Origin of the sequence: Candidatus Foliamicus sp. (assembly GCF_965221325.1) — a bacterium.
In the GTDB taxonomy this organism is placed as follows: domain Bacteria; phylum Pseudomonadota; class Gammaproteobacteria; order Steroidobacterales; family Foliamicaceae; genus Foliamicus.
In genome coordinates, this window is the sequence record NZ_OZ244880.1 from 40,578 (window position 1) to 59,697 (window position 19,120).

19 protein-coding genes are annotated in these 19,120 nt (G+C 63.2%); 6 read left to right on the forward strand and 13 right to left on the reverse strand.

What is annotated here, in order from left to right:
* Nucleotides 1–39: 39 nt before the first annotated feature.
* The 6 genes from ilvB (at nucleotide 40) to ACWCOO_RS00230 (ending at nucleotide 7,066) form a co-directional block, all read left to right on the forward strand.
* Nucleotides 40–1,746: a biosynthetic-type acetolactate synthase large subunit gene (ilvB, locus tag ACWCOO_RS00205; RefSeq protein WP_446832054.1), complete on the forward strand. Its 1,707-nt coding sequence runs from the start codon at nucleotides 40–42 to the stop codon at nucleotides 1,744–1,746.
* The gene (gene ilvN, locus ACWCOO_RS00210) at nucleotides 1,743–2,333 is read left to right on the forward strand and encodes an acetolactate synthase small subunit (protein WP_446830974.1); all 591 of its coding nucleotides are present in this window, start codon (nucleotides 1,743–1,745) and stop codon (nucleotides 2,331–2,333) included. Before ilvB ends, ilvN begins: the two co-directional genes overlap by 4 nt.
* Nucleotides 2,334–2,396: 63 nt before the next feature.
* Nucleotides 2,397–3,383, forward strand: coding sequence for a ketol-acid reductoisomerase (gene ilvC, locus ACWCOO_RS00215; protein ID WP_446830975.1), 987 nt, complete (start codon nucleotides 2,397–2,399; stop codon nucleotides 3,381–3,383).
* 144 nt (nucleotides 3,384–3,527) lie between these two features.
* Nucleotides 3,528–5,018 (forward strand): aldehyde dehydrogenase family protein, encoded by a 1,491-nt coding sequence (locus ACWCOO_RS00220; RefSeq protein WP_446830976.1) that lies wholly within the window; start codon nucleotides 3,528–3,530, stop codon nucleotides 5,016–5,018.
* A 5-nt stretch (nucleotides 5,019–5,023) separates the two neighbouring features.
* On the forward strand, nucleotides 5,024–6,235 hold the full coding sequence (manD, locus tag ACWCOO_RS00225; RefSeq protein WP_446830977.1) for a D-mannonate dehydratase ManD: 1,212 nt from the start codon (nucleotides 5,024–5,026) through the stop codon (nucleotides 6,233–6,235).
* Nucleotides 6,236–6,415: 180 nt separating this feature from the next.
* Nucleotides 6,416–7,066, forward strand: a complete 651-nt coding sequence (locus tag ACWCOO_RS00230) for an SOUL family heme-binding protein (RefSeq protein ID WP_446830978.1) — start codon at nucleotides 6,416–6,418, stop codon at nucleotides 7,064–7,066.
* A gap of 90 nt (nucleotides 7,067–7,156) precedes the next feature.
* Here the strand turns inward: ACWCOO_RS00230 and ACWCOO_RS00235 are convergent, their stop codons facing one another.
* From ACWCOO_RS00235 to ACWCOO_RS00295, 13 genes are all read right to left on the reverse strand, one after another.
* Nucleotides 7,157–8,854: a Na(+)/H(+) antiporter subunit D gene (locus ACWCOO_RS00235; protein WP_446830979.1), complete on the reverse strand. Its 1,698-nt coding sequence runs from the start codon at nucleotides 8,852–8,854 to the stop codon at nucleotides 7,157–7,159.
* Nucleotides 8,854–9,120: a hypothetical protein gene (locus ACWCOO_RS00240; protein WP_446830980.1), complete on the reverse strand. Its 267-nt coding sequence runs from the start codon at nucleotides 9,118–9,120 to the stop codon at nucleotides 8,854–8,856. The genes ACWCOO_RS00235 and ACWCOO_RS00240 overlap by 1 nt, the downstream gene beginning before the upstream one ends.
* Before the next feature lie 17 nt (nucleotides 9,121–9,137).
* Entirely contained in the window at nucleotides 9,138–10,601 is a 1,464-nt protein-coding gene (locus ACWCOO_RS00245; protein ID WP_446830981.1) for a proton-conducting transporter transmembrane domain-containing protein, read from the reverse strand.
* Nucleotides 10,598–12,094 carry a monovalent cation/H+ antiporter subunit D family protein gene (locus ACWCOO_RS00250; protein ID WP_446830982.1) on the reverse strand — a complete coding sequence of 499 codons (1,497 nt, stop codon included), beginning with the start codon at nucleotides 12,092–12,094 and terminating at the stop codon, nucleotides 10,598–10,600. The genes ACWCOO_RS00245 and ACWCOO_RS00250 overlap by 4 nt, the downstream gene beginning before the upstream one ends.
* Nucleotides 12,091–12,393 (reverse strand): cation:proton antiporter subunit C, encoded by a 303-nt coding sequence (locus ACWCOO_RS00255; RefSeq protein WP_446830983.1) that lies wholly within the window; start codon nucleotides 12,391–12,393, stop codon nucleotides 12,091–12,093. The genes ACWCOO_RS00250 and ACWCOO_RS00255 overlap by 4 nt, the downstream gene beginning before the upstream one ends.
* A 52-nt stretch (nucleotides 12,394–12,445) precedes the next feature.
* Nucleotides 12,446–13,426: a DUF4040 domain-containing protein gene (locus ACWCOO_RS00260; RefSeq protein WP_446830984.1), complete on the reverse strand. Its 981-nt coding sequence runs from the start codon at nucleotides 13,424–13,426 to the stop codon at nucleotides 12,446–12,448.
* Nucleotides 13,423–13,740 (reverse strand): monovalent cation/H(+) antiporter subunit G, encoded by a 318-nt coding sequence (gene mnhG / locus ACWCOO_RS00265; protein WP_446830985.1) that lies wholly within the window; start codon nucleotides 13,738–13,740, stop codon nucleotides 13,423–13,425. Before mnhG ends, ACWCOO_RS00260 begins: the two co-directional genes overlap by 4 nt.
* A gap of 6 nt (nucleotides 13,741–13,746) precedes the next feature.
* Nucleotides 13,747–14,040 (reverse strand): monovalent cation/H+ antiporter complex subunit F, encoded by a 294-nt coding sequence (locus tag ACWCOO_RS00270; protein ID WP_446830986.1) that lies wholly within the window; start codon nucleotides 14,038–14,040, stop codon nucleotides 13,747–13,749.
* A 54-nt stretch (nucleotides 14,041–14,094) separates the two neighbouring features.
* Nucleotides 14,095–14,634, reverse strand: a complete 540-nt coding sequence (locus tag ACWCOO_RS00275) for a Na+/H+ antiporter subunit E (RefSeq protein WP_446830987.1) — start codon at nucleotides 14,632–14,634, stop codon at nucleotides 14,095–14,097.
* Between the two features lie 230 nt (nucleotides 14,635–14,864).
* A complete protein-coding gene (locus ACWCOO_RS00280) occupies nucleotides 14,865–15,869 on the reverse strand; it encodes a sugar kinase (protein WP_446830988.1) in 1,005 nt (334 codons plus the stop codon).
* 30 nt (nucleotides 15,870–15,899) lie between these two features.
* Complete coding sequence (locus tag ACWCOO_RS00285) at nucleotides 15,900–16,256, reverse strand: hypothetical protein (RefSeq protein WP_446830989.1); 357 nt, start codon at nucleotides 16,254–16,256, stop codon at nucleotides 15,900–15,902.
* A gap of 11 nt (nucleotides 16,257–16,267) precedes the next feature.
* Nucleotides 16,268–17,419: a nitrilase-related carbon-nitrogen hydrolase gene (locus ACWCOO_RS00290; protein WP_446830990.1), complete on the reverse strand. Its 1,152-nt coding sequence runs from the start codon at nucleotides 17,417–17,419 to the stop codon at nucleotides 16,268–16,270.
* Nucleotides 17,420–17,447: 28 nt separating this feature from the next.
* Nucleotides 17,448–19,022 carry a phytoene desaturase family protein gene (locus ACWCOO_RS00295; protein ID WP_446830991.1) on the reverse strand — a complete coding sequence of 525 codons (1,575 nt, stop codon included), beginning with the start codon at nucleotides 19,020–19,022 and terminating at the stop codon, nucleotides 17,448–17,450.
* Nucleotides 19,023–19,120: the final 98 nt, after the last annotated feature.

Genomic DNA, 19,120 nt, shown 5'->3' on the forward strand with positions numbered 1-19,120 from the left:
CGCGGCCAGGACGCCGTACAGCAGCACTTGGGCAAGAAGATGTCGGGCGCGGAGATTTTTCTCCACGCGCTGGAAGCGGAGGACGCACGGGTTGTTTTCGGACACCCGGGCGGCGCGGTAATCCACGTATACGACGAGATGGCGCGGGTGCAGCCCAACTTCCAGCATGTACTGGTCCGCCATGAACAAGGCGGCACGCATGCCGCCGAAGGCTACGCCAAGGCGACCGGCCAGGTGGGAACGGTCCTGGTGACCAGCGGTCCGGGCGCGACCAACACCGTGACCGGCATTGCCGACGCGTTCATGGACTCGGTGCCTATCGTGGTGTTTACCGGACAGGTGCCCCTGCCCTTGATCGGCAACGACGCCTTTCAGGAAACCGACACGCTGGGCGTGACCCGCAGCATCACCAAGCACAACTACCTGGTTCGCTCGCCGGGCGACATTCCGCGCATCGTGCATGAGGCCTACCACCTGGCCCGCACCGGCAGGCCAGGCCCGGTGGTGGTGGACCTGCCCAAGGACGTGCTGATGGCGGAGGGAGTTTTCCAGTACGACGATGCGATCCGCATGCGCGGCTATTCCGTTCCCGACGAATGCGATGAGGTGCGCTTGCGGCGCGCGGTGCGGATGATCGAATCGGCCCACAAACCGCTGCTCTATGTGGGCGGCGGCGCCATCAACGCCAATGCCTGCGAGGTATTGACCGAGTTCGCGCGCCACCTCAACATCCCGGTCACCACCAGCCTGCATGGTCTGGGCGCATTCCCCGAAGACGACCCGCTGTCGCTGGGGATGCTGGGCATGCACGGCACCTGGTGGGCCAACCAGGCGGTGCAGCATGCCGACCTGATCATTGCCGTGGGCGCGCGTTTCGACGACCGCGTGACGGGAATGGTGGACCGTTGGGCGCCGCACGCCGCGATCATTCACATCGAGATCGACAAGTCCTGCATCTCCAAGAACATATTCGCGGATCTCGCCTTCAACGCTGATGCGAAAGCTGTACTGGAAAGGCTGCGGCCGCTGCTGCGCCCAAAGAGAGTGAAGCGCTGGCTGAACAAGATCGGGGATTGGCGCAATGAGTGCCCCCTCACCTACGCCGACGACGGCGCGCTGCGGCCGCAATTCGTGCTGGAAAAGCTGCGGGCCAAGACCGGCGGAAATGCCGTGGCGGTTACCGATGTGGGCCAAAACCAGATGTGGGCGGCGCAGTACCTGAAATACACCCAGCCGCGCTCGCATATCACTTCGGGCGGCTTGGGCACCATGGGCTTCTCGCTGCCGGCCGCGCTGGGCGCCGGTCTGGGCCTGCGCGCTTACGGCAGCGACAAGACGGTGATTTCCATCAACGGCGACGGCGGCTTCATGATGAACGCGCAGGAACTGGGAGTGGCCGCTGCGCATCGGCTGCCGCTCAAGGTCGTGATCATGAACAACAACTTCCTGGGCATGGTGCGCCAGTGGCAGGAGCTGTTCCACGAAAACCGCTTCAGCCACACCGATCTCACGGACACCAATCCCGACTTCGTGCAGTTGGCGCGCGCGAGCCGCTGCGCCGCGTTCCGGGCCGAGCGTCCTGATCAGGTGGAGGATGTAATCGACCAGGCCTGGGCGGTGGATGACCGGCCGGCAGTGATGGAATTCCGGGTGGTGAAAGAGGAAATGGTGTTCCCGATGGTGCCGGCCGGCAAATCTTCCGACGAAATGATCACCTCCCGGCATGCCCCGGAGACCTTCGTATGAGCGAAGAAGCCATCACGCTCACGCCGCAGCAACTGATACGCAGACGAGCGGCGGGCGAGCCGGTGGAGCCTGGCGCGCAGCCAAACATCGAGCAGCACATCATCAACGTGCTGCTGGAAAACTCCATGGGTGCGCTTATCCGGGTGGTCAACATGTTCTCGGCGCGCGGCTTCAATCTCGACAGCGTGACCGTCGGCGTCACCGACGACCCCACGATCTCGCGGCTGTGCATTGTTACGCGCGGCAACGCCCGCGTGATCTCCCAGATACTGCGGCAACTCAATCGGCTGGTGGACACCATCCAGGTGGACGACCTGACCGGCGTGGATTTCGTGGAGCGCGAGCTGTGCATCATCAAGGTGCGCTGCCGCGGCGACAAGCGTGCCGAAGTTCTGCAGGTCAACGAGATCTTCCGCGGCCGCGTGGTGGATGTCACGCCGGACATCCTGGCGCTGGAGATCGTCGGGCCTACCAAGAAAGTGGACGCCTTCGTGAATCTGATGAAGCCGCACGGGATCGACGAAGTCGCGCGCTCCGGGCGCGTGGCCATGCAGAGGGCGCCGCAGCCGGCCGACGGCGAGGGTTAGGCTGCCCGAAATCAGGCAATCGGGGCAGCGAGCCCCGTTTCACCACAACGCAAGGGACCGAACATGAAAATTCATTATGAAGCCGACCCGTCCATCGTTCGCGGGCGCAAGGTGGCGGTGCTGGGCTATGGTAGCCAGGGGCATGCCCACGCGCTGAACCTGAAGGAGAGCGGCGCGCAGGTCGTGGTGGGGTTGCGCGAAGGCTCCTCCTCGCGCGATGAGGCGGCCGGCAAGGGCCTGAAAGTGCTGGACATGGATGCGGCCGCGGCCTGGGGCGACGTGGTGATGATCCTGGTGCCCGATCAGCACCATCGGCGCGTATACGAATCCGCCGTGGCGCCCAATCTCAAGTCGGGCCAGGCATTGGCCGTCGGTCACGGATTCAGCGTGCTGTACGGACAGATCAAACCCCCGGCGGATGTGGATGTGTTCATGGTGGCGCCGAAGAGCCCGGGCCACCTGTTGCGGCGCATGTACTTGCAGGGCGCCGGCGTGCCCTGCCTGGCGGCCGTTCACCAGGACGCCACCGGCGGCGCGCTGCAACTCGCACTGAGCTACGCTGACGGCATCGGTGGCATCCGCGCGGGCGTTATCGAAACCACCTTCAAGGATGAAACCGAAACCGACCTGTTCGGGGAGCAGGCCGTGCTGTGCGGTGGGTCGGAGGAATTGATCAAGGCCGGGTTCGAAACCTTGGTCGAAGCCGGCTATCCGCCCGAACTGGCCTATTTCGAGGTGCTGCACGAGTTGAAACTGATCGTGGACCTCTACTACGAGGGCGGACTCAAGCGCATGAACTACTCGGTAAGCGACACTGCCGAATACGGCAACTACACGCGCGGTCCCAAGGTGGTCGGCGCCGCGGCTCGCAAGGCGATGCAGGAAGTGCTGGCGGACATACAGTCCGGCGCATTCGCGCGCGAATGGATCGAGGAGTTCGAGAACGGCGAGCCGCGGCTGCGCGAACTGCGCGCCAAGACTGCCGCCCATCCGGTCGAAGCCGTCGGCGCCAACCTGCGCAAGATGATGAACTGGCTGCCCAAGGACTGATCTTCCCGCACAATCTCGCCTAGTGCGGGCCTTGCAATGCCGGCTCGGGGACTGAAACACCTGCGTCTGATTTGCGCGGCTTGATCTCGACGGAGCATCTGCGCAGCGTATAGTGCTTCAGTTGCAACTCTCGACCTGCTTCCCGTGAGCACCAGACACAAGGTTTCGCAAGCGGCCCTGGATTATCTTCGCCGCGAGCATCGCGCGCTGGTGGGCAGGGAATGGCTGGCCGGCACTGGCGGTAAAGCATATCCGCTCATCAATCCGGCCAGCGGCAGGGAAATTGCCGCCGTCGCGCCAGTATCCCCCGAACAGGCGGACGCAGCGGTAGAGGCGGCCAGGGCAGCGTTTCTCGATCAACGATGGAGAGGGCAAACACCGGCGCACAAGCAGCGTGTATTGCTGCGCGTGGCGGAGTTGATCGAGCGCGATGCACGGGTGCTGGCAGAGCTGGAAACTCTGAACGGCGGAAAGCTTTATGCGGCCGCTTTGCACGGCGAGGTGGCACACGCGGCCGAGACCTTTCGCTATTACGCCGGCTGGTGCACCAAGCTGCCGGGCGCCGCCTTTGATCCTTCTGTGCCAGGACAGCGTTTTCACGGCCTGATACGAAACGAGCCCGTTGGCGTGGTGGCGCAGATCGCGCCATGGAACGGGCCGCTGGTTATGGCGGCCTGGAAACTGGCGCCGGCGCTGGCGGCGGGCTGCAGTTGCGTATTCAAGCCCGCCGAACTGACCCCGCTTACCGCCCTTTACCTCGGCCAACTGTTACTGGAGGCCGGTGTGCCGGAGGGGGTGGTGAGCATTCTGCCCGGCTCGGGCGGTAAGCTCGGGCAGCGCTTGGCACGCCACCCGCTGGTGAACAAAGTGGCGTTTACCGGATCAACCGAAGTGGGAAAGCAACTGCTGGAGGATGCGCGCGGCAATCTCAAGCGGCTGTCGCTGGAACTCGGCGGCAAGTCGCCGGTGCTGATTCTGGCGGATGCCGATCTACCCCGCGCTGTTGCTGGCGCCGCCGAGTCGATCTTTGCCAACGCGGGCCAGGTGTGCGTGGCCGGTTCGCGAGTTTATGTGCAGCGCGACGTATATCAGGAGGTGCTGGACGGATTGGTTGAGCGCGCCCGCGCGCTGAAGCTGGGCCCCGGGTTGGACCCGGCATCGCAGATGGGACCGCTGATCAGCGCCGCGCACCGCGAGTCGGTGCATGCGCTGGTGGAGGCCGGCGTGAGCGAAGGCGCCGCGCTGGTGGCCGGCGGCGAACCTCTCGAAGGAGATGGGTTCTTCTATCGGCCGACCGTTTTCGCGCAAGCACGCGAAGACACACGCATCATGCGCGAGGAGGTGTTCGGGCCGGTGGTCAGCGTCACGCCGTTCGACACGCCGGATGAGGCCGTAGAGCATGCCAACCGCAGCCGCTACGGCCTCGCCGCCAGCGTCTGGACCCGTGACCTCGCTCGCGGTCACACAATCGCCGAACGCCTGGAATCGGGCATCGTGTGGATCAACGCGCACGGCATTCCGGAACTGTCCATGCCTATCGGCGGCTACAAGGAGTCGGGCTGGGGCCGCGAGCACGGCCTGGAAGGCCTGAAGATCTACATGGAAACCAAGTCGATCATGGCGCGGATGGACTAGAGGCTATGACGCGGATCACCGACGCTCGCGTGATCGTGACCTGTCCAGGGCGCAACTTCGTTACGCTCAAGATCGTCACCGAAGATGGCGTGCATGGCCTCGGCGACGCGACGTTGAATGGCCGCGAACTGGCCGTGGCGAGCTATCTCTCGGAGCACCTGATTCCGGTCTTGATTGGCCGCGAAGCGGACCGCATAGAGGACACTTGGCAATACCTCTACCGCGGATCCTACTGGCGCCGCGGCCCGGTAACCATGACCGCTATCGGCGCCGTGGACACCGCATTGTGGGACATCAAGGCCAAGACCGCCGGGATGCCGCTCTACCAGTTGCTGGGAGGGCGCAGCCGCGACAGCGTGCTGTGTTACGGACACGCCAACGGCGAAGATGTGAGCGCCACGCTGGACGAAGTGGGGCGCTACCTGGAACTCGGCTACAAGGCCGTGCGCGCCCAGTGCGGCGTCCCCGGACTCGCCGGAACCTACGGAGTGAGCAAGGACAAGATGTTCTACGAACCCGCGGCCGCGGCGCTGCCGGAGGAACAGAGCTGGTCATCGGAGAAGTACTTGAACTCCGTGCCGGAGCTGTTCGCCGCACTGCGCGAGCAATACGGTTTCGCGCCGCACCTGCTGCACGATGTGCATCATCGCCTCACGCCCATCGAAGCCGCGCGTCTGGGCAAGGCGCTGGAACCCTACGCTCTGTTCTGGATGGAGGACCCCACGCCGGCCGAGAACCAGGACGCCTTCAAGCTGATCCGCTCGCACACCACCACGCCGTTGGCCGTGGGGGAAATTTTCAACACGATCTGGGACTGCAAGGACTTGATCGAGAACCAACTCATCGACTACATCCGCTGCACGGTCACCCACGCCGGCGGCATCACCCACTTGCGCCAGATAGCCGCGCTGGCGGCGCTTTATCAGGTGCGCACAGGCTGCCATGGCGCCACGGACCTGTCCCCGGTCAGCATGGGGGCGGCGCTGCACTTCGGCCTGTCCGTGCCGAACTTCGGCATCCAGGAATACATGCGCCACAGCGAAGAAACCGATGCCGTTTTCCCCCGCGCATGGTATTTTGAAGACGGCTACCTGCATCCCGGGGAAGCGCCGGGCCTGGGCGTGGACATCGACGAGAAGCAGGCCGCGAAGCACCCCTACCGCCCTGCCTCCTTGCCCGTAAACCGCCTCGAAGACGGGACGCTATGGCACTGGTAGCCGACCCGCGTGGTCTCCGGGCTTGAATCCGGTCGCCGATGAGAAACGTATACTTTGTGTGATTGGGGGGAACAGAATGAGGATATGGCCATGCAGACTTCACCACCGGATCGTTTCAATTCAAGCCCTGACGCTCCACCCGCGCCAAGAAAATTCCGGCGGCCACTCAGAACCGGCCTGATGAGCATAGTGACGGCCACTTCGGTTGCGGCCTGCTCGGTGTTCGGAGGCAAGGCCGCGGAAGAGCCCGGCTATCGGGTCGTCGTAGAAGACGGCGATTTCCAGGTGCGCGAATACGACGGCTACGCAGTGGCTGAGGCAGTGATACCTCGGTCTTTCAATTCGGCCAGCCGGATCGGCTTCGGCTGGCTGGTGCGCTACATCTCCGGCGCCAACGAGGGCAGCCGCAAGATCGAGATGACCGCGCCGGTGGAACTCAAGCCGCGCGGCGAAAAGATCAAGATGACCGCGCCGGTGGTGCTCAGCCCCACGGAAGACTCGCAGGCGGGCAGCGCATCAAGATTGGCGGGCGAAGACATAAGTTCCTGGTCGATGGCGTTTGTTCTGCCCGAGGGCTATACCAAGGAAACGGCGCCCAAGCCCACCAACCCGATGGTGAAGATTCGCGACGTGGCGCCACGCAAAGTGGCAACGGTGCGCTTCGGCGGTTTACTGCGAGACCGAGCGGCAGAGGAGCAACGCCGCAAGCTGGTGGCCTGGCTGGATGAACGCGGCCTGGAGCACGAAGGCGACTGGCGGCTGGCCGGTTACAACCCGCCCTGGACCATCCCGCAATTGCGCCGAAACGAAGTGTTGGTGTCCCTGCGCTGACAAACGCGCCGTGATCGCGCCGTCGGCGCGCAGCAACGCCGCAACACGGGGCGGCGGGCACGGCACGGCGGCATCGACGCTGCTGATTTTCTAAAGGTAGTACGTCAACACGTAGCTGGTCAGCAACACCGCGATCCAGAACGCCGTAGTTCCGATATACCAGGTGCGGGCGAAAACGCCCGGGCGCTTGTTGGGGGACATCGCCATGTGTTTGACGGCCAGCGTCCGCAATCGGCGCCCGGCTCGTCCCAAGAGAGCCGCCATCGCGCCGCCAACCGACCGCAGCGCCTTCTGCGCTGCCTCGACAGCGCACAATAGCGCCACGCGCCAGAGCCAGTCGCTATCAAGGCTGATGGTTTCCGTGCGCCGCATGAGGGGAAGAAGCAGGAAAAAGGCGAGCCCCGAGAACAATAGCAACTGCAGGTAGAACAGCACTTTGTCGGGTGTGTAGGCCGCGTAGTCAACCGGGTGCGGGAGATAGCGGTACAACAACTCCGGCGCCACCCCGAGCAGGACGCAGAGGAACGCGAAGATCAACATCGCCGCCGCCATGTTCCATGGCGCATCCTTCGGGCGCAGACCCGAATCCCGGTGTAAGAATACGAACCACGGAAACTTGATCCCGGCATGCAGGAACACGCCCGCCGAGGCAGCAGCCAGCATGAAATAGACGAACATCAGCGCTTCATTGGCAGCCGCTTGCGAAATCAGGGTCTTGGTGGTGAATCCCGAGGTCAGCGGGAACCCGGAGATGGCCAACGCTCCGACAATGCCACAGATTGTCGTGAGCGGCATCGTGCGAAACAGCCCGCCAACATCGCTGCATCGGTCGAGCCCGGTTCTGTAAACGACGACTCCCGCACTCATGAACAGCAACGCCTTGTAGATGATGTGGGCGAAAGCATGCGCCGCAGCGCCGTTCAAGGCCATCTCGGTGCCGATGCCAACCGCGCAAACCATGAAGCCCACCTGATTGACGATCGAGAACGCCAGAATCCGGCGAATGTTGTTTTCGAGCAGCGCGTAGAGGATGCCGTACATCACCATGAAGAGACCCACGCCAATCAGCAGTGGTTCGCCGGGGAATAGCAGAATCAAGGCCAGCACGGCGGCCTTGGTTGTGAATGCAGAGAGAAATACGGAGCCGGTGGGACTGGATTCGGGGTACGAATCCGCCAGCCAGGCGGACACGGGAGGTGCGGCGGTGTTGATCAGGACGCCAGCGAGCACCATGAAGGCGGCGAAGTTCGTGGCCAGCATGGCCTGAATATCGATTGAACCCGTCTGCAGGGCAACGCCGACTATGCCGACCTTTAGAATCACACCGCCGATCAGGTGCATGATCGCGTAACGGCGCCCGGCGGCACGGGCGCAGGGAGTGCCGCCACACCAAACCACCACCGTCGAGAACAGCGCCATCAGCTCCCAGAACACGAACAGCGTGATTAGATCGCCGGCGAAGGCCACACCAATCGCGCCCGCCGCATAGGCGTGCGCCGCGGCCAGTTCGTGCCACTTGGCTTGGCGATAAGCGAACAGCCCGCCGACAAAAGCCATCAGCGCGAAAATCGTCGCGAACAGGCGGCGCACCGAGCTGCCTTCCAGCGGCTCAATGCGATAGTCGAGAAAAGCGACATCGAAGGCCACGCCGTCCGACACCTGCCAAGCCAGCCAAAGCGTCAAGAGCGGCGCGAACAGGACAATGGCGCTGCGTGCCGCGCCGCGCGCGACTCCAATCAGGGCGGCACTCAGCAGCAGCACAAGCGCGGGCGGCAACGCTTCAAACATCACTCGGGTTCCCCGCGCCCGTAGTAGTCCTCACGGCGCTTCAATGCGTAGCCCAGCCCCTTGGCGGCGAGCACCATGGCCAAACAAGAAAGGAAGCCGAAGATGGCGCCAAAGCCCAGCCAGCCGTCCACCCTGAAGTAGCCCTTTATCGAAATCGCGAGCTGCGCCAGAACCGTAAGCGCAAGCACGACGAAGAAAATTCGCCACATGCGCCTAATGACGCCGGGGCGGGCCAGCCAGTGGTCGCTTTGATCCTTGTGTTGCATTTCCGGGCTCGTTAACGCTAGGGGCCGCCGCTCTGCCGCGCCAACTCAAGCGCCGGCGCGTGAAAGAAGAAAAACACGATGGTCAGCGCCGCCGTCACCGCCAAGGCCGCCACCGATGGCCCCGGCGCTTCGCCATGCGCGGTTGCCTGCGGGGCTTGCTCGGATACGAACCAGGCGATGTAGATGATCGGCAGGAAATAGGCGGCATTCAACGCCGTGCTGACGATGATGGTAGCGAGCGCCACCAGGTTTTGCGCCTCGAAAGCCCCGGCGAGGATGTACCACTTCGACAGAAAGCCACCTGTGGGCGGCACGCCTATCATGCTGAGTGCACCGATCGTGAATGCGGTCATGGTGATCGGCATGCGCCTGCCGATACCGCGCAATTGATGGATTTCGGTCTTGCGTGACGCTGTGTAGATGGCGCCTGCCGCGAAGAACAGCGTGATCTTGCCGAACGCGTGAGCAACGATGTGGATAACAGCACCGATCCCGGCAAGCGGCTTCAGGATGGCAGCAGCCATCACCACATACGACAATTGCGCAACGGTCGAGTAGGCGAGCAGGCGTTTGAGGTTCTGCTGGCGCAGCGCCACAACGCTTGCTGCGATGATCGTGAACGCGGCAGCATAGATCAGCCAATCCGTGCCCGGCGATGCCGCAAGGTAGTCGAAGCCGAAGATGTAGAGCACGACCTTCGTAACGGCAAACACGCCGGCCTTCACGACCGCAACCGCGTGCAGCAGCGCGCTTACGGGCGTTGGCGCGACCATGGCGGCAGGCAGCCAACGATGCACGGGCATCACCGCGGCTTTGCCGATGCCGAATACAAACAGCCCGAGCAGCAACCCAACCGCAGGTCCTTCGACTTTGCCGGCAAGAATGCCGCCAACGCTGAATTCGGTTGTGCCGGCGGCGGTATGCACCCAGATCACGGCAGGCAAGAGCAAGCCGATCGAGGTGGCCAGTAGCACACCCAAGTAGATACGAGCCGAATGTACCGTCGTCCGATCTCCCTTATGGGCAACCAGGGGATAGGTCGCGAGAGTCAGGATTTCGTAGAAAAGGAACAGCGTGAACAGGTTGGCGGAGAACGCAATGCCCATGGTGGCGGCCAGCGACACCGCGAACATCGCATAGAAGCGCGTCTGACCGGTTTCCTTGTTACTGCGCATGTAGCCGATCGAGTAAAGCGAATTGACAATCCACAACGCCGACGCGAGTGCGGCGAAGACCATGCCCAGAGGCTCGGCGGCGAGGGCGATCTCGATGCCGGGCAAGACTTCAGCGATCACGACTGCGGGGCGAGCGCCATCGCCAACCGCCGGCACAAGACCCCAGACGACGTATGCCAGCCCACCCGCCACGAGCAGCGTCACCGCTTCGCGCACATTGGCCCCAATGCGGCCGGCCAAGGCGATCCCTGCCGTGCCCGCAAACGGCAAGGCAATGGCAGTCAGCAGCGCAGCTTGCGGAGTCATGTCGGCAGATGCCCGAGCAGTATTTCCGCCGCCGATTCGGACAGCCAGCGCGGGAACTCGGGGAAGATCCCGAAGTACAAGTTGGCGGCAGCGGCCAGCCAAGTGGCAGCCAGCAGGCTCGGGGGCAAGCGGGCAGCGGAATCGCTGCGCTCGGTTGGGGTGCCGAAGCATGCCGACTCGACCATGCGCCAGACGTATACGATCGCCATCAGCGAACCAACAACAACAACCGCCACTAGAGCAAGACCCGGCGCCCCGAGCTCCATGGCTGCGCGAATCAAGTACCACTTGCTGATGAAGCCGGCAGTGCCGGGCACGCCGATAAGACTCAAGCCAGCAACGACGAAGGCGGAAAACGTCCACGGCGCCCGGCGCGCGATTCCCGCCAGGTTGTCGATGCGCAGCTCGGAAACAAACAGCGCCAGGCCAGCCACCGCGAGAAACAATGCGCCCTTGGCCAAGGCATGATTGAACATGTGCAGGGTAGCCGCGGTCAGTCCGGTCACGCTCACGAAACTCGCCCCCAGCATGATGTAGCCGATCTGGGCAACCGAAGAAAACGCAAGCAAGCGCTTTACGTTGCGCTCGAACATGGCGACGCAGGAACCGACCAGAATGCCGAGCACCGCCAGCGGCATCAAGTAGGCGGCAAACTGGAATGCATGCCCGGCAAGATTTTGCTGGAACACGAAGAAATCGAAGCGCAGTAGTACATAGAGCGACACCTTGGTGGCGCAGGCGGCAAGAAAGGCCGTGGCCACGTGGGGTGCGTAGGTGTAGGCATTCGGCAGCCACACATGCAAGGGAAAGATCGCGGCCTTCAGGGCAAGACCCACGGTAACAAAGCCGGCAGCCGCCAGGATAGGCTCCAGTTCGGCCACGCCGTGGATCCGCGCCTCCATGTCGGCGAGATTGAGCGTGCCGGTCATCATGTAGAGCAGGCCGATGCCGATGAGGTAGAACGTCGCCCCGATAGTGCCCATGATCAAGTACTTGAACACTGCAGGTAGCGCGCGCCGGTCGGGACCGCCGGCCACCAGCACATAGCTCGCCAGCGAAGACACCTCCATGAACACGAAGATGTTGAAGGCATCGGCAGAAACCACGATGCCGACAAGCCCGGCCAGTGCCAGCAGCCAGGCAGCAAAGAAATAGTGCCCGCGTTCCTCCTGTATCGCGGCCAGCAGGCTTGCACGCCCGCCCAGCAAGGCCAAGCTTGAAGCGCCGGTCACGATGAGCAGCAGCAGCGCGCTCAAGGCATCGACGCGTAGCTCGATCCCGTACGGCGCCGGCCACGACCCCATCTGGTAGATGGCCACGTCGCCGCCGGTGGCCGTCATTGCGAGATCAACGGAGATAGCGAACGCCATCAGGCTGGTCGCCGTGGCCGCAGCCCAGGCCAGGGTTGCCGGGCGCAGCAACAGCACCAGCGGCGCCATCAGCATGGGCACGGCAACCTGTAGCGCCGGCAGTTGCTCCGCCAGCGGGCTCATCGCCGGTCGATTTCCTGTATCTCGTGTTCCTCGATCGTGTTGTATTCCTCCTTGATGCGGATCACGAGACCCAGGCCAAGCGCGGTTGTGGAGATACCCACGACGATGGCCGTGAGGATCAGCACCTGCGGCAGCGGGCTCGAGAAAATCTCGGCGCCCTCCGCGTAGATCGGCGCGGTGCCCCCCTCCACTTTGCCCATGGTGATGTAGAGCAGAAACACGGCCGCCTGGAAAAGCGTCAGCCCTATGAGCTTCTTGACGAGGTTCAACTTGGCCGTAACCGCGTAAAAGCCGATCATGAGCAGGATCGCGAAGACCCAATAGTGATAAATCCCAAGTAGCTGCATAGCGCTAGGGCAGACGGGACGCAAAGGCATGGAAGATGCCGAGAAGCACGCCCGTTACCGTCATGCCGACGCCCAACTCGATGATCAAGATGCCCATCTGCTGACCCTTGACGGGATCGCCGGCCAGCACGGAATAGTCGAGGAAGTTCCCGCCGAGCAGAATGCCAGCTACACCAACGGCCCCGTAGAGGGTCGCCCCCCCAGCCATGAGGCCAATCAACACCGGACGCGAGATGACGCGAATGGCGCTCTCCTCGCCCTCAAGGAGCGCATAGAGAATGATCGCCGCAGCGATGATCGCGCCCGCTTGAAATCCGCCACCCGGGCCGTACTCGCCATGAAACTGCACGTAGAGTCCCAATAGCAGAATGAACGGAATCAGCAATCGGCCAGCGACGCGCGGTATGACGAACCGGCGGAGCCCCGTCCTGATCCCCGTGTTCGTCGGCGTGCCCCCGGGCGACCGCGGGCCGGCGGACATCAGGAACATCACGCCAATGCCCGCGGTCAATACCACGAACACTTCGCCCAGCGTGTCATAGCCGCGAAAACTGGCCAGCACCGCAGTCACCACATTGGGGATGTCGATGTGTTCGCGGGCATTCTCCAGGTACCAGGGCGAAATATGCGTCTGCACCGGCGCATCCGGATCTCCGAACCGCGGCTTGTCGAACGTCGCATAGATGATCACCAGCGCCGCGGCGGTGACGGCAGCCAAAGAGGGCAACCGCATCGACGACTTACCGCGTTCCCGGTCGGACGTTAGCGCCAGCGCGCTAAGGAACAATACTGTGGAAACTCCGGCGCCGACCGCGGCCTCGGTCAAGGCGACATCGGCTGCATCGAGCAGAAAGAAATTCGCCGCAATCAGGAGGCTTGCAATGCCCATCAGCATCACGGCCACGAACAGGCTCCGCGTGCGCACGATCGCAACCGCCGTGATCAACAGCAGCGTAAGCAGAAAGATGCCGAAAAGAACGGTCATTCGCCATCTTCCCCGGTGTATCGAATTCCGGGCTTGGCGCCTTCAAGCATGGCGGCGGCCGCCAGCGCATTGGCGGCCGTGGGGCCGGTCAGGAGCAGGAACAGGAGAATTGCGCCGAGTTTGATGGTGGCGAGGGAGAGCCCCGCCTGGAGCATGACGCCCAAGATCACCAAGATAGCGCCCATGCTGTCGGTGACGCTAGCCGCGTGCATCCGGGTGTAGAGGTCCGGCATGCGCAACACGCCCACGCCGCCGATCAGCACGGCCAGCCCGCCAACGGTCAAGAAAACCCAACTCGCGATGTCGAGCAGCATTGCAGGCTAGCTCTCCGAACCCTGCTGCGGCTCGCCGGCATTTCCTCGGCGGGCCTGCCGGCTGCGGAAAAACTGTAGCGCAGCAAAAACGCCGATGAAGTTGATCAACGCATAGGTAAGGACGAGGTCGAGAAAATCCGGGCGCCCGAACAGGAATGCGATCACGGACAACAACAGAACCGTCTTGGTGCCGAACATGTTCACGGCCAGGATGCGATCATGGACAGTCGGGCCAAGCACGGCGCGCACCAGCGCCAGCGCCATCGTGACGAGGGTTGCGAGCGTTACCGCGTAGTACATGCCGAGGCCGTTTCGTTTAACGCAGAGCGAAATCGCGGTCGGGAACCCGCACGTTCACGGGCTCCGCAAGGCGGCAACGCGCCTTTTCATCTCCCCTTCGCGAATTGCTTGCGCTCCTTCGCCAGTTAGCGAGTGAACGACGAGAACATCCTTCCTGACATCAAGCGTCAGTGAGCCTGGCGCGAGGGTGATCGAATTGCCCAGCAAAGCCTTATCGACCGCGTCGAAGCCCTCCACGGGCAGCTCCACGACCTCGGTCTTGAGGCGCATCGGCCTTGAAAGCACGATGCGCGCCACCTCAATACTCGACCGCGCGATCTCGCCCAAAAGCCAGAACCAGAAACCGACCAGTCGCAGGCTATAACGAAAGGCATAGACCCGAGTGTCGAAGTAGCCCATGCGCCTGACGAGATACAAGGTCAGCGCGCACGAAAACACGCCCAGACCCAGAATCAAGGGCTTGAACATACCCGACCACAGCAGCCAGGCGGCAACCAGCAGCAGCGCCAGCACGAACTGCGCACGCAGCCACCGCCCGCCCGTTCCCTGCGGAAAGGCTTGCCGGGGCGTTTTTCGTCGGATTTTGGAACGCATGGGCTGTCGAGACAAACTTAAGTGCCGGATTTGCTTTACATGGCGCCGCCGCCAAAATAGGCGGCGGAGCGGGCGCAAAGGGTGTGATGAACAGCCGCGCCGCAGGCTTTCGCCTGGAATCTGGTCAGATGTCCAAGCTACCCATGAATGATACACGGGCAAGGTCTCAAGGCGGCGATGACCGCGGATTGAGCGCGGCTCCTGCCACGCGAGTTTGGGCGCCAAGCGTCCTATCGCAACATCGCGCCGCCGTTGGTAGCGTGCCGCATCACCTCGCTGGGCGAGGCACGCAGTTGGTCGCCGAGAATGGTGTGCTTCAGCGCGGCGGCGCCCAGCGCGAACTCCGCGCTGCGCTGCACCGGCCAATCCTCCGCCAAACCGTGCAATACGCCTGCCGCGAAGGCGTCGCCCCCGCCCACAGGATCGATCACCTGGCCCAGCGCTCGCGGCTCAAGCTTGGCGGACTCCGCGCCGGTGGTAAGAAATCCGCCCAGCATGGATGCACCATTGCTACCCTGTTCATGCAGGGTGCCGGCCAGCCAACGCATATTCGGAGCGACCGGCTTGAGAAGATGGAATCCGTGCGCCGGGTCGGGTGAAAGCTCGTCGGGGCGCGGCAAGTCGATAATCCAGCGAATCTCGCGGCAACCGCAGAACACCAGATCAGCCAAAGCCACGATTCGCCGGCAGGCTGCGCCATATTCCGTCGTATCCGCCCACAGCGCACTGCGGTAATTGGCGTCGAACGACACCCTGCAACCCGCGTCGCGAGCGGCTCGTGCAGCATCTTCACAAGCCTGGGCAGCGGATGCCGAAAGCGCCAGCGTGATGCCGCTCAAGTGCAGCCAGTCCACCTCCTCCAGCAACCGGGCCCAGTCCGTATCGCGCCAATCGTGGCAGGCAAAGGCGGAGTTCTGACGGTCGTAAATGATGCGTCCGCCCCGCAAGCCTGCGCCGCTCTCGAGGAAATAGGTTCCTATGCGCGCGTTTTCGGTGTAGTGCGTTTCGCTCCGAACCCCAGACGCCTTCAGCATGGCGGAACTCCTGCGGCCCCAGGCGTTGTCCGGCTGGCTGGTGAGAAAGGCCGTTGCGTGACCCATACGCGCTAACGCGACGATTGTGTTGGCCTCCGCGCCACCGAATTCGACCTCCAACGAACGCGCCCCGTCAAACACCTCACCAGGCCGAGTGGCCAAGCGCAGCATGATTTCTCCGAACCCGAGGATATGCGCCATCTACCTTTCCTCTATGTATGTCCCGGCCAGCTACCAGGGTTTGTTCAGTCCCGTGCTTTCGCGCCGCGCGCGCCAGGCCGGATTGTCGCCCGCGCTCTCCCGACCGCGTGCAAAGGGAGTCGCGGCTTCACCGTGGCCAAAATAGGCTCGTTTCCGGCCTACACCTGCGATCCGCAGCAGCAGCGCAAACGGCAGACGGACAAGAAAAGCCCAGACCGCGCCCGAGCTTAGCAATTTGCCCATCAGGTGCAGAGCCTCACCCGCGTCAACCCGGATGCACGCATCCAGGCTGCTGCCGGGCGCACTCTCCACAACCAACTCGCGGCCCTCACGGCGAATCCGTCCCAGCTTGATTTGCAGGTCGGCAAGATCACTGGTGACGCGCATGCGTTCGCTCCTCAGTCATTCTTCTTCAGGGTACCGCGCCGCTGCGCTGCGCGCACGCGCTCGCGGTGCAGCTTCGGCATGTCCTCGACTGCCATCCCAGCCGGCGGCATGAACTGACCGCGTCCGTAGATGTCCTTGAACACGGCATCCAGCGGGCCCATCTTGTCGGCCAGAGTGCGCGGCGGTTTGCCGGGCGGGAACTGGTTGGGTGGATAGATCGGATTCTCGTAGATCTGCCTGAACCCTTCGGTGCGCAGGTCCACCCAGCAGTTGTGTCCGCAGCGGGAACGATGTTCGCGCAGCGCTTCGACATCAATGGTGGCGCCGATCACCTGCTCCTGAGGGTAGTTTGCGTGACGCAGCATCATGCCGGTGTAATCGATGATGAACGAGCCGCCGGGGCAGAAAGCCTTGGGGTAGTAGTCGTAGTCCACCGTGCCCCAGTTCGAGCCCAGCAGGTAGCACATGTTGTCGTGAGCTCGGGTGCGGCGGGTAAACGTCCAGAAGTCCCAAGGCTCGCTGACACCCTCGATTTCCTGCAACGCCGTGGGGTGGCAGAGCACTTCGCAGCCGTTGTAGCCAAGCGCGCGCGACACTTCCGGCGTGCAGCCATCGTGGCAGGTCATGGTGCCGAGCTTGCCGATTTCGGTGTCCACCACCGGGAAAAGGTCCTTGATGTCGGCGCCGAATACCTCGCGGTAGGCGTCCAGCAGATCGTGCGGGCTGGTGCCCAGACCGATATTCGCCGGGATGTGCCATTTGTGATAGCGCAGTATCACCTCGCCGTCAGGGCCGATGATGAAGGCCGCATTGAACCAGCGGTCGGGAAACTCCGGCACCTGCTCCACCACGCCGCCGCCGGCAATGTAGAGACCGTATTCGCGGGCCTTGGCGCCCAGGGCCTGCAGCTCGGGGCCATCGAAGGTAATCGCCTTCTTCATGAAACTGTCGATGCCATGCTCGCCCTTGCCCGGCGTGGTCACCCCCTGCAGGAAATACTCGGGCAGCACCACCAGCTTCACCGGCAGCTCCCAGAAGTAGCCCACGCCGAAGTCGATCATGTTCAGCACCCGGTCGAGATTGCGCTGTATGCCCTCGCGATCCTCGGCCACAACCACGTGCGGCTGGATCACCATGCCGGTGTATTTCTCGATCTTGCTCATGGTTCGGTCCTCCGGAACCACCGTTCGCCTACCAGAAATCCGCCTCTCGGATCCCGAAATCATCCAGCATAACCCGCGCGGTGATGGTGCCCATGGCGGAAATGCCCCCACCCGGATGGCAATGCGGCCCGGTCATGTACAAGCCCGGCACCGGCGACCGGTAGTGCGCATAACCGGGGAACGGCCGGAAATAGCCAAGCTGCGAAGCAATGCGTTCGCCGCCGTTGGTGGTGCCCTCTACGAAAGAGGGATTGGCGCTTTCCAGGCTCTCGCCGGTTTCCACGTGCTGCCCAAGAATATTGTTGCCGCCGATATTCGGCGCATACTGGCGCAGCTTCGGTAGCAGCACGTCGTTCGCATAAGTTTCGCCGAGTTCTCCCCAACTCCGGCCGTCGGCCAGCCAGTTGGACACGAAGGTATCGAAGATCAGCGTGTGCTGACCCTGCGGCGCCCGCGTGGGGTCGAGCAGCGTCCAGCAGGCCGACCACAAGAACGGATCGGATGGCGGCAGCCCCATGGCCAATTCGCCATAGAACTTGAGAAGCTGCGGCATGCTGTCGCTCATGCGGTGGAAAGCGCACAGGCTCATTGCCTCGCCGTTGATGAATCGGGGCGGCTCTTTCAGCGCCAGGTGCATGCGGCAAACCGAAATCCTGCCGAAGGAATAGCCCTGCACCATCGCCAGAAAGCTGTCTTCCAGCAGGCTGGAATCGAGCATACGCAGAAAAGTCTGGCGGGGCTCCAACGCGGACACCACCGCCCGCCGAGCGCGCAGCACCTCACCGGACTCCAGACGCGCGCCGCGAGCCCTGCCCTTTTCCACCACGATCTGGTCCACCGGCGAGGAAGTCATCACCCGGCTGCCGTTTTCCTCAAGAAAGGCCGCCATTGCCTCCGGCAGTTGCTGGCTGCCGCCCTCGGGTATCGCTTGACCGTAGTGGTGGATGGCGGGAATCATGATGTAGAAGGATTGTCCCGCGCCTTCCTGGTCGGGAAGAATCTGCGGCGCCAGCGCCCAGTTCAGCATCATCGCGCGCACGAAGCTATTCTCGAAATTGGCCTCTACCCAAGCCCGGGCCGACATCGAAAACTCGCGCAGCCGGCTCAATCCCACCTGGCTTTGCTCAAGCGCCCGCGGCATCGCGCTAGGCGGCTTGGGCGGCGAGAAAAACGCCTTGATGAAACCCTCGCGAATCTGCTCGAAATCCGCGCAGATGGCGGCATAGCGGCGGGCATCCGCGGCAGAGTAGGCGGCGATGGACTCGCAGGTGCGCTCCACGCTTTTGTACACCACGATGCCCGGGCCGCCGTTGCGGTCCGGATGGCCGGTGATGTGGTCCTCGGGCTCGACGTACTTGAGTCCGAAGCGCTCGAGTTCGGGCTGAATGGCCTTGAAGTCGGCGTTGCAGTGAATCCATACGTGCGAGGACCCGTACAGATCGTGCCGGAAGCCGGGCAGGGTCACCTCGCGGGTCACGGCGCCCCCGCCCACATAGCGATTGCGTTCGAGCACGCAGCAACTCAAACCCTCGCGCGTCAGGATGGAAGCGCAGGCGAGGCCATTGACTCCCCCGCCGATCACGATCACGTCGAAATCCGCCATCAGGACCGGAAGTGTAGGCGGCGGGCGAGCCGCGCCGCAAGCGGCGCGTCCGGTCCTGTAAATTCGACTCGACTGCCCCCATATACTTACCGTCCCCA

Bases quoted from the DNA above. Each gene is read 5' to 3' on its own strand.
- mnhG (WP_446830985.1), bottom strand. From the start codon at position 13,740: ATGCTGCTCGACATCGCGAGTTGGGTTTTCTTGACCGTTGGCGGGCTG.
- ACWCOO_RS00295 (WP_446830991.1), bottom strand. From the start codon at position 19,022: ATGGCGGATTTCGACGTGATCGTGATCGGCGGGGGAGTCAATGGCCTC.
- ACWCOO_RS00275 (WP_446830987.1), bottom strand. From the start codon at position 14,634: ATGCGTTCCAAAATCCGACGAAAAACGCCCCGGCAAGCCTTTCCGCAG.
- ilvB (WP_446832054.1), top strand. From the start codon at position 40: ATGTCGGGCGCGGAGATTTTTCTCCACGCGCTGGAAGCGGAGGACGCA.
- ACWCOO_RS00260 (WP_446830984.1), bottom strand. From the start codon at position 13,426: ATGACCGTTCTTTTCGGCATCTTTCTGCTTACGCTGCTGTTGATCACG.
- ACWCOO_RS00235 (WP_446830979.1), bottom strand. From the start codon at position 8,854: ATGTTTGAAGCGTTGCCGCCCGCGCTTGTGCTGCTGCTGAGTGCCGCC.
- ACWCOO_RS00245 (WP_446830981.1), bottom strand. From the start codon at position 10,601: ATGACTCCGCAAGCTGCGCTGCTGACTGCCATTGCCTTGCCGTTTGCG.
- ACWCOO_RS00270 (WP_446830986.1), bottom strand. From the start codon at position 14,040: ATGTACTACGCGGTAACGCTCGCAACCCTCGTCACGATGGCGCTGGCG.
- ilvN (WP_446830974.1), top strand. From the start codon at position 1,743: ATGAGCGAAGAAGCCATCACGCTCACGCCGCAGCAACTGATACGCAGA.
- ACWCOO_RS00290 (WP_446830990.1), bottom strand. From the start codon at position 17,419: ATGAGCAAGATCGAGAAATACACCGGCATGGTGATCCAGCCGCACGTG.
- ilvC (WP_446830975.1), top strand. From the start codon at position 2,397: ATGAAAATTCATTATGAAGCCGACCCGTCCATCGTTCGCGGGCGCAAG.
- ACWCOO_RS00250 (WP_446830982.1), bottom strand. From the start codon at position 12,094: ATGAGCCCGCTGGCGGAGCAACTGCCGGCGCTACAGGTTGCCGTGCCC.
- ACWCOO_RS00255 (WP_446830983.1), bottom strand. From the start codon at position 12,393: ATGATCGGCTTTTACGCGGTTACGGCCAAGTTGAACCTCGTCAAGAAG.
- ACWCOO_RS00240 (WP_446830980.1), bottom strand. From the start codon at position 9,120: ATGCAACACAAGGATCAAAGCGACCACTGGCTGGCCCGCCCCGGCGTC.
- manD (WP_446830977.1), top strand. From the start codon at position 5,024: ATGACGCGGATCACCGACGCTCGCGTGATCGTGACCTGTCCAGGGCGC.
- ACWCOO_RS00285 (WP_446830989.1), bottom strand. From the start codon at position 16,256: ATGCGCGTCACCAGTGATCTTGCCGACCTGCAAATCAAGCTGGGACGG.
- ACWCOO_RS00280 (WP_446830988.1), bottom strand. From the start codon at position 15,869: ATGGCGCATATCCTCGGGTTCGGAGAAATCATGCTGCGCTTGGCCACT.
- ACWCOO_RS00230 (WP_446830978.1), top strand. From the start codon at position 6,416: ATGAGCATAGTGACGGCCACTTCGGTTGCGGCCTGCTCGGTGTTCGGA.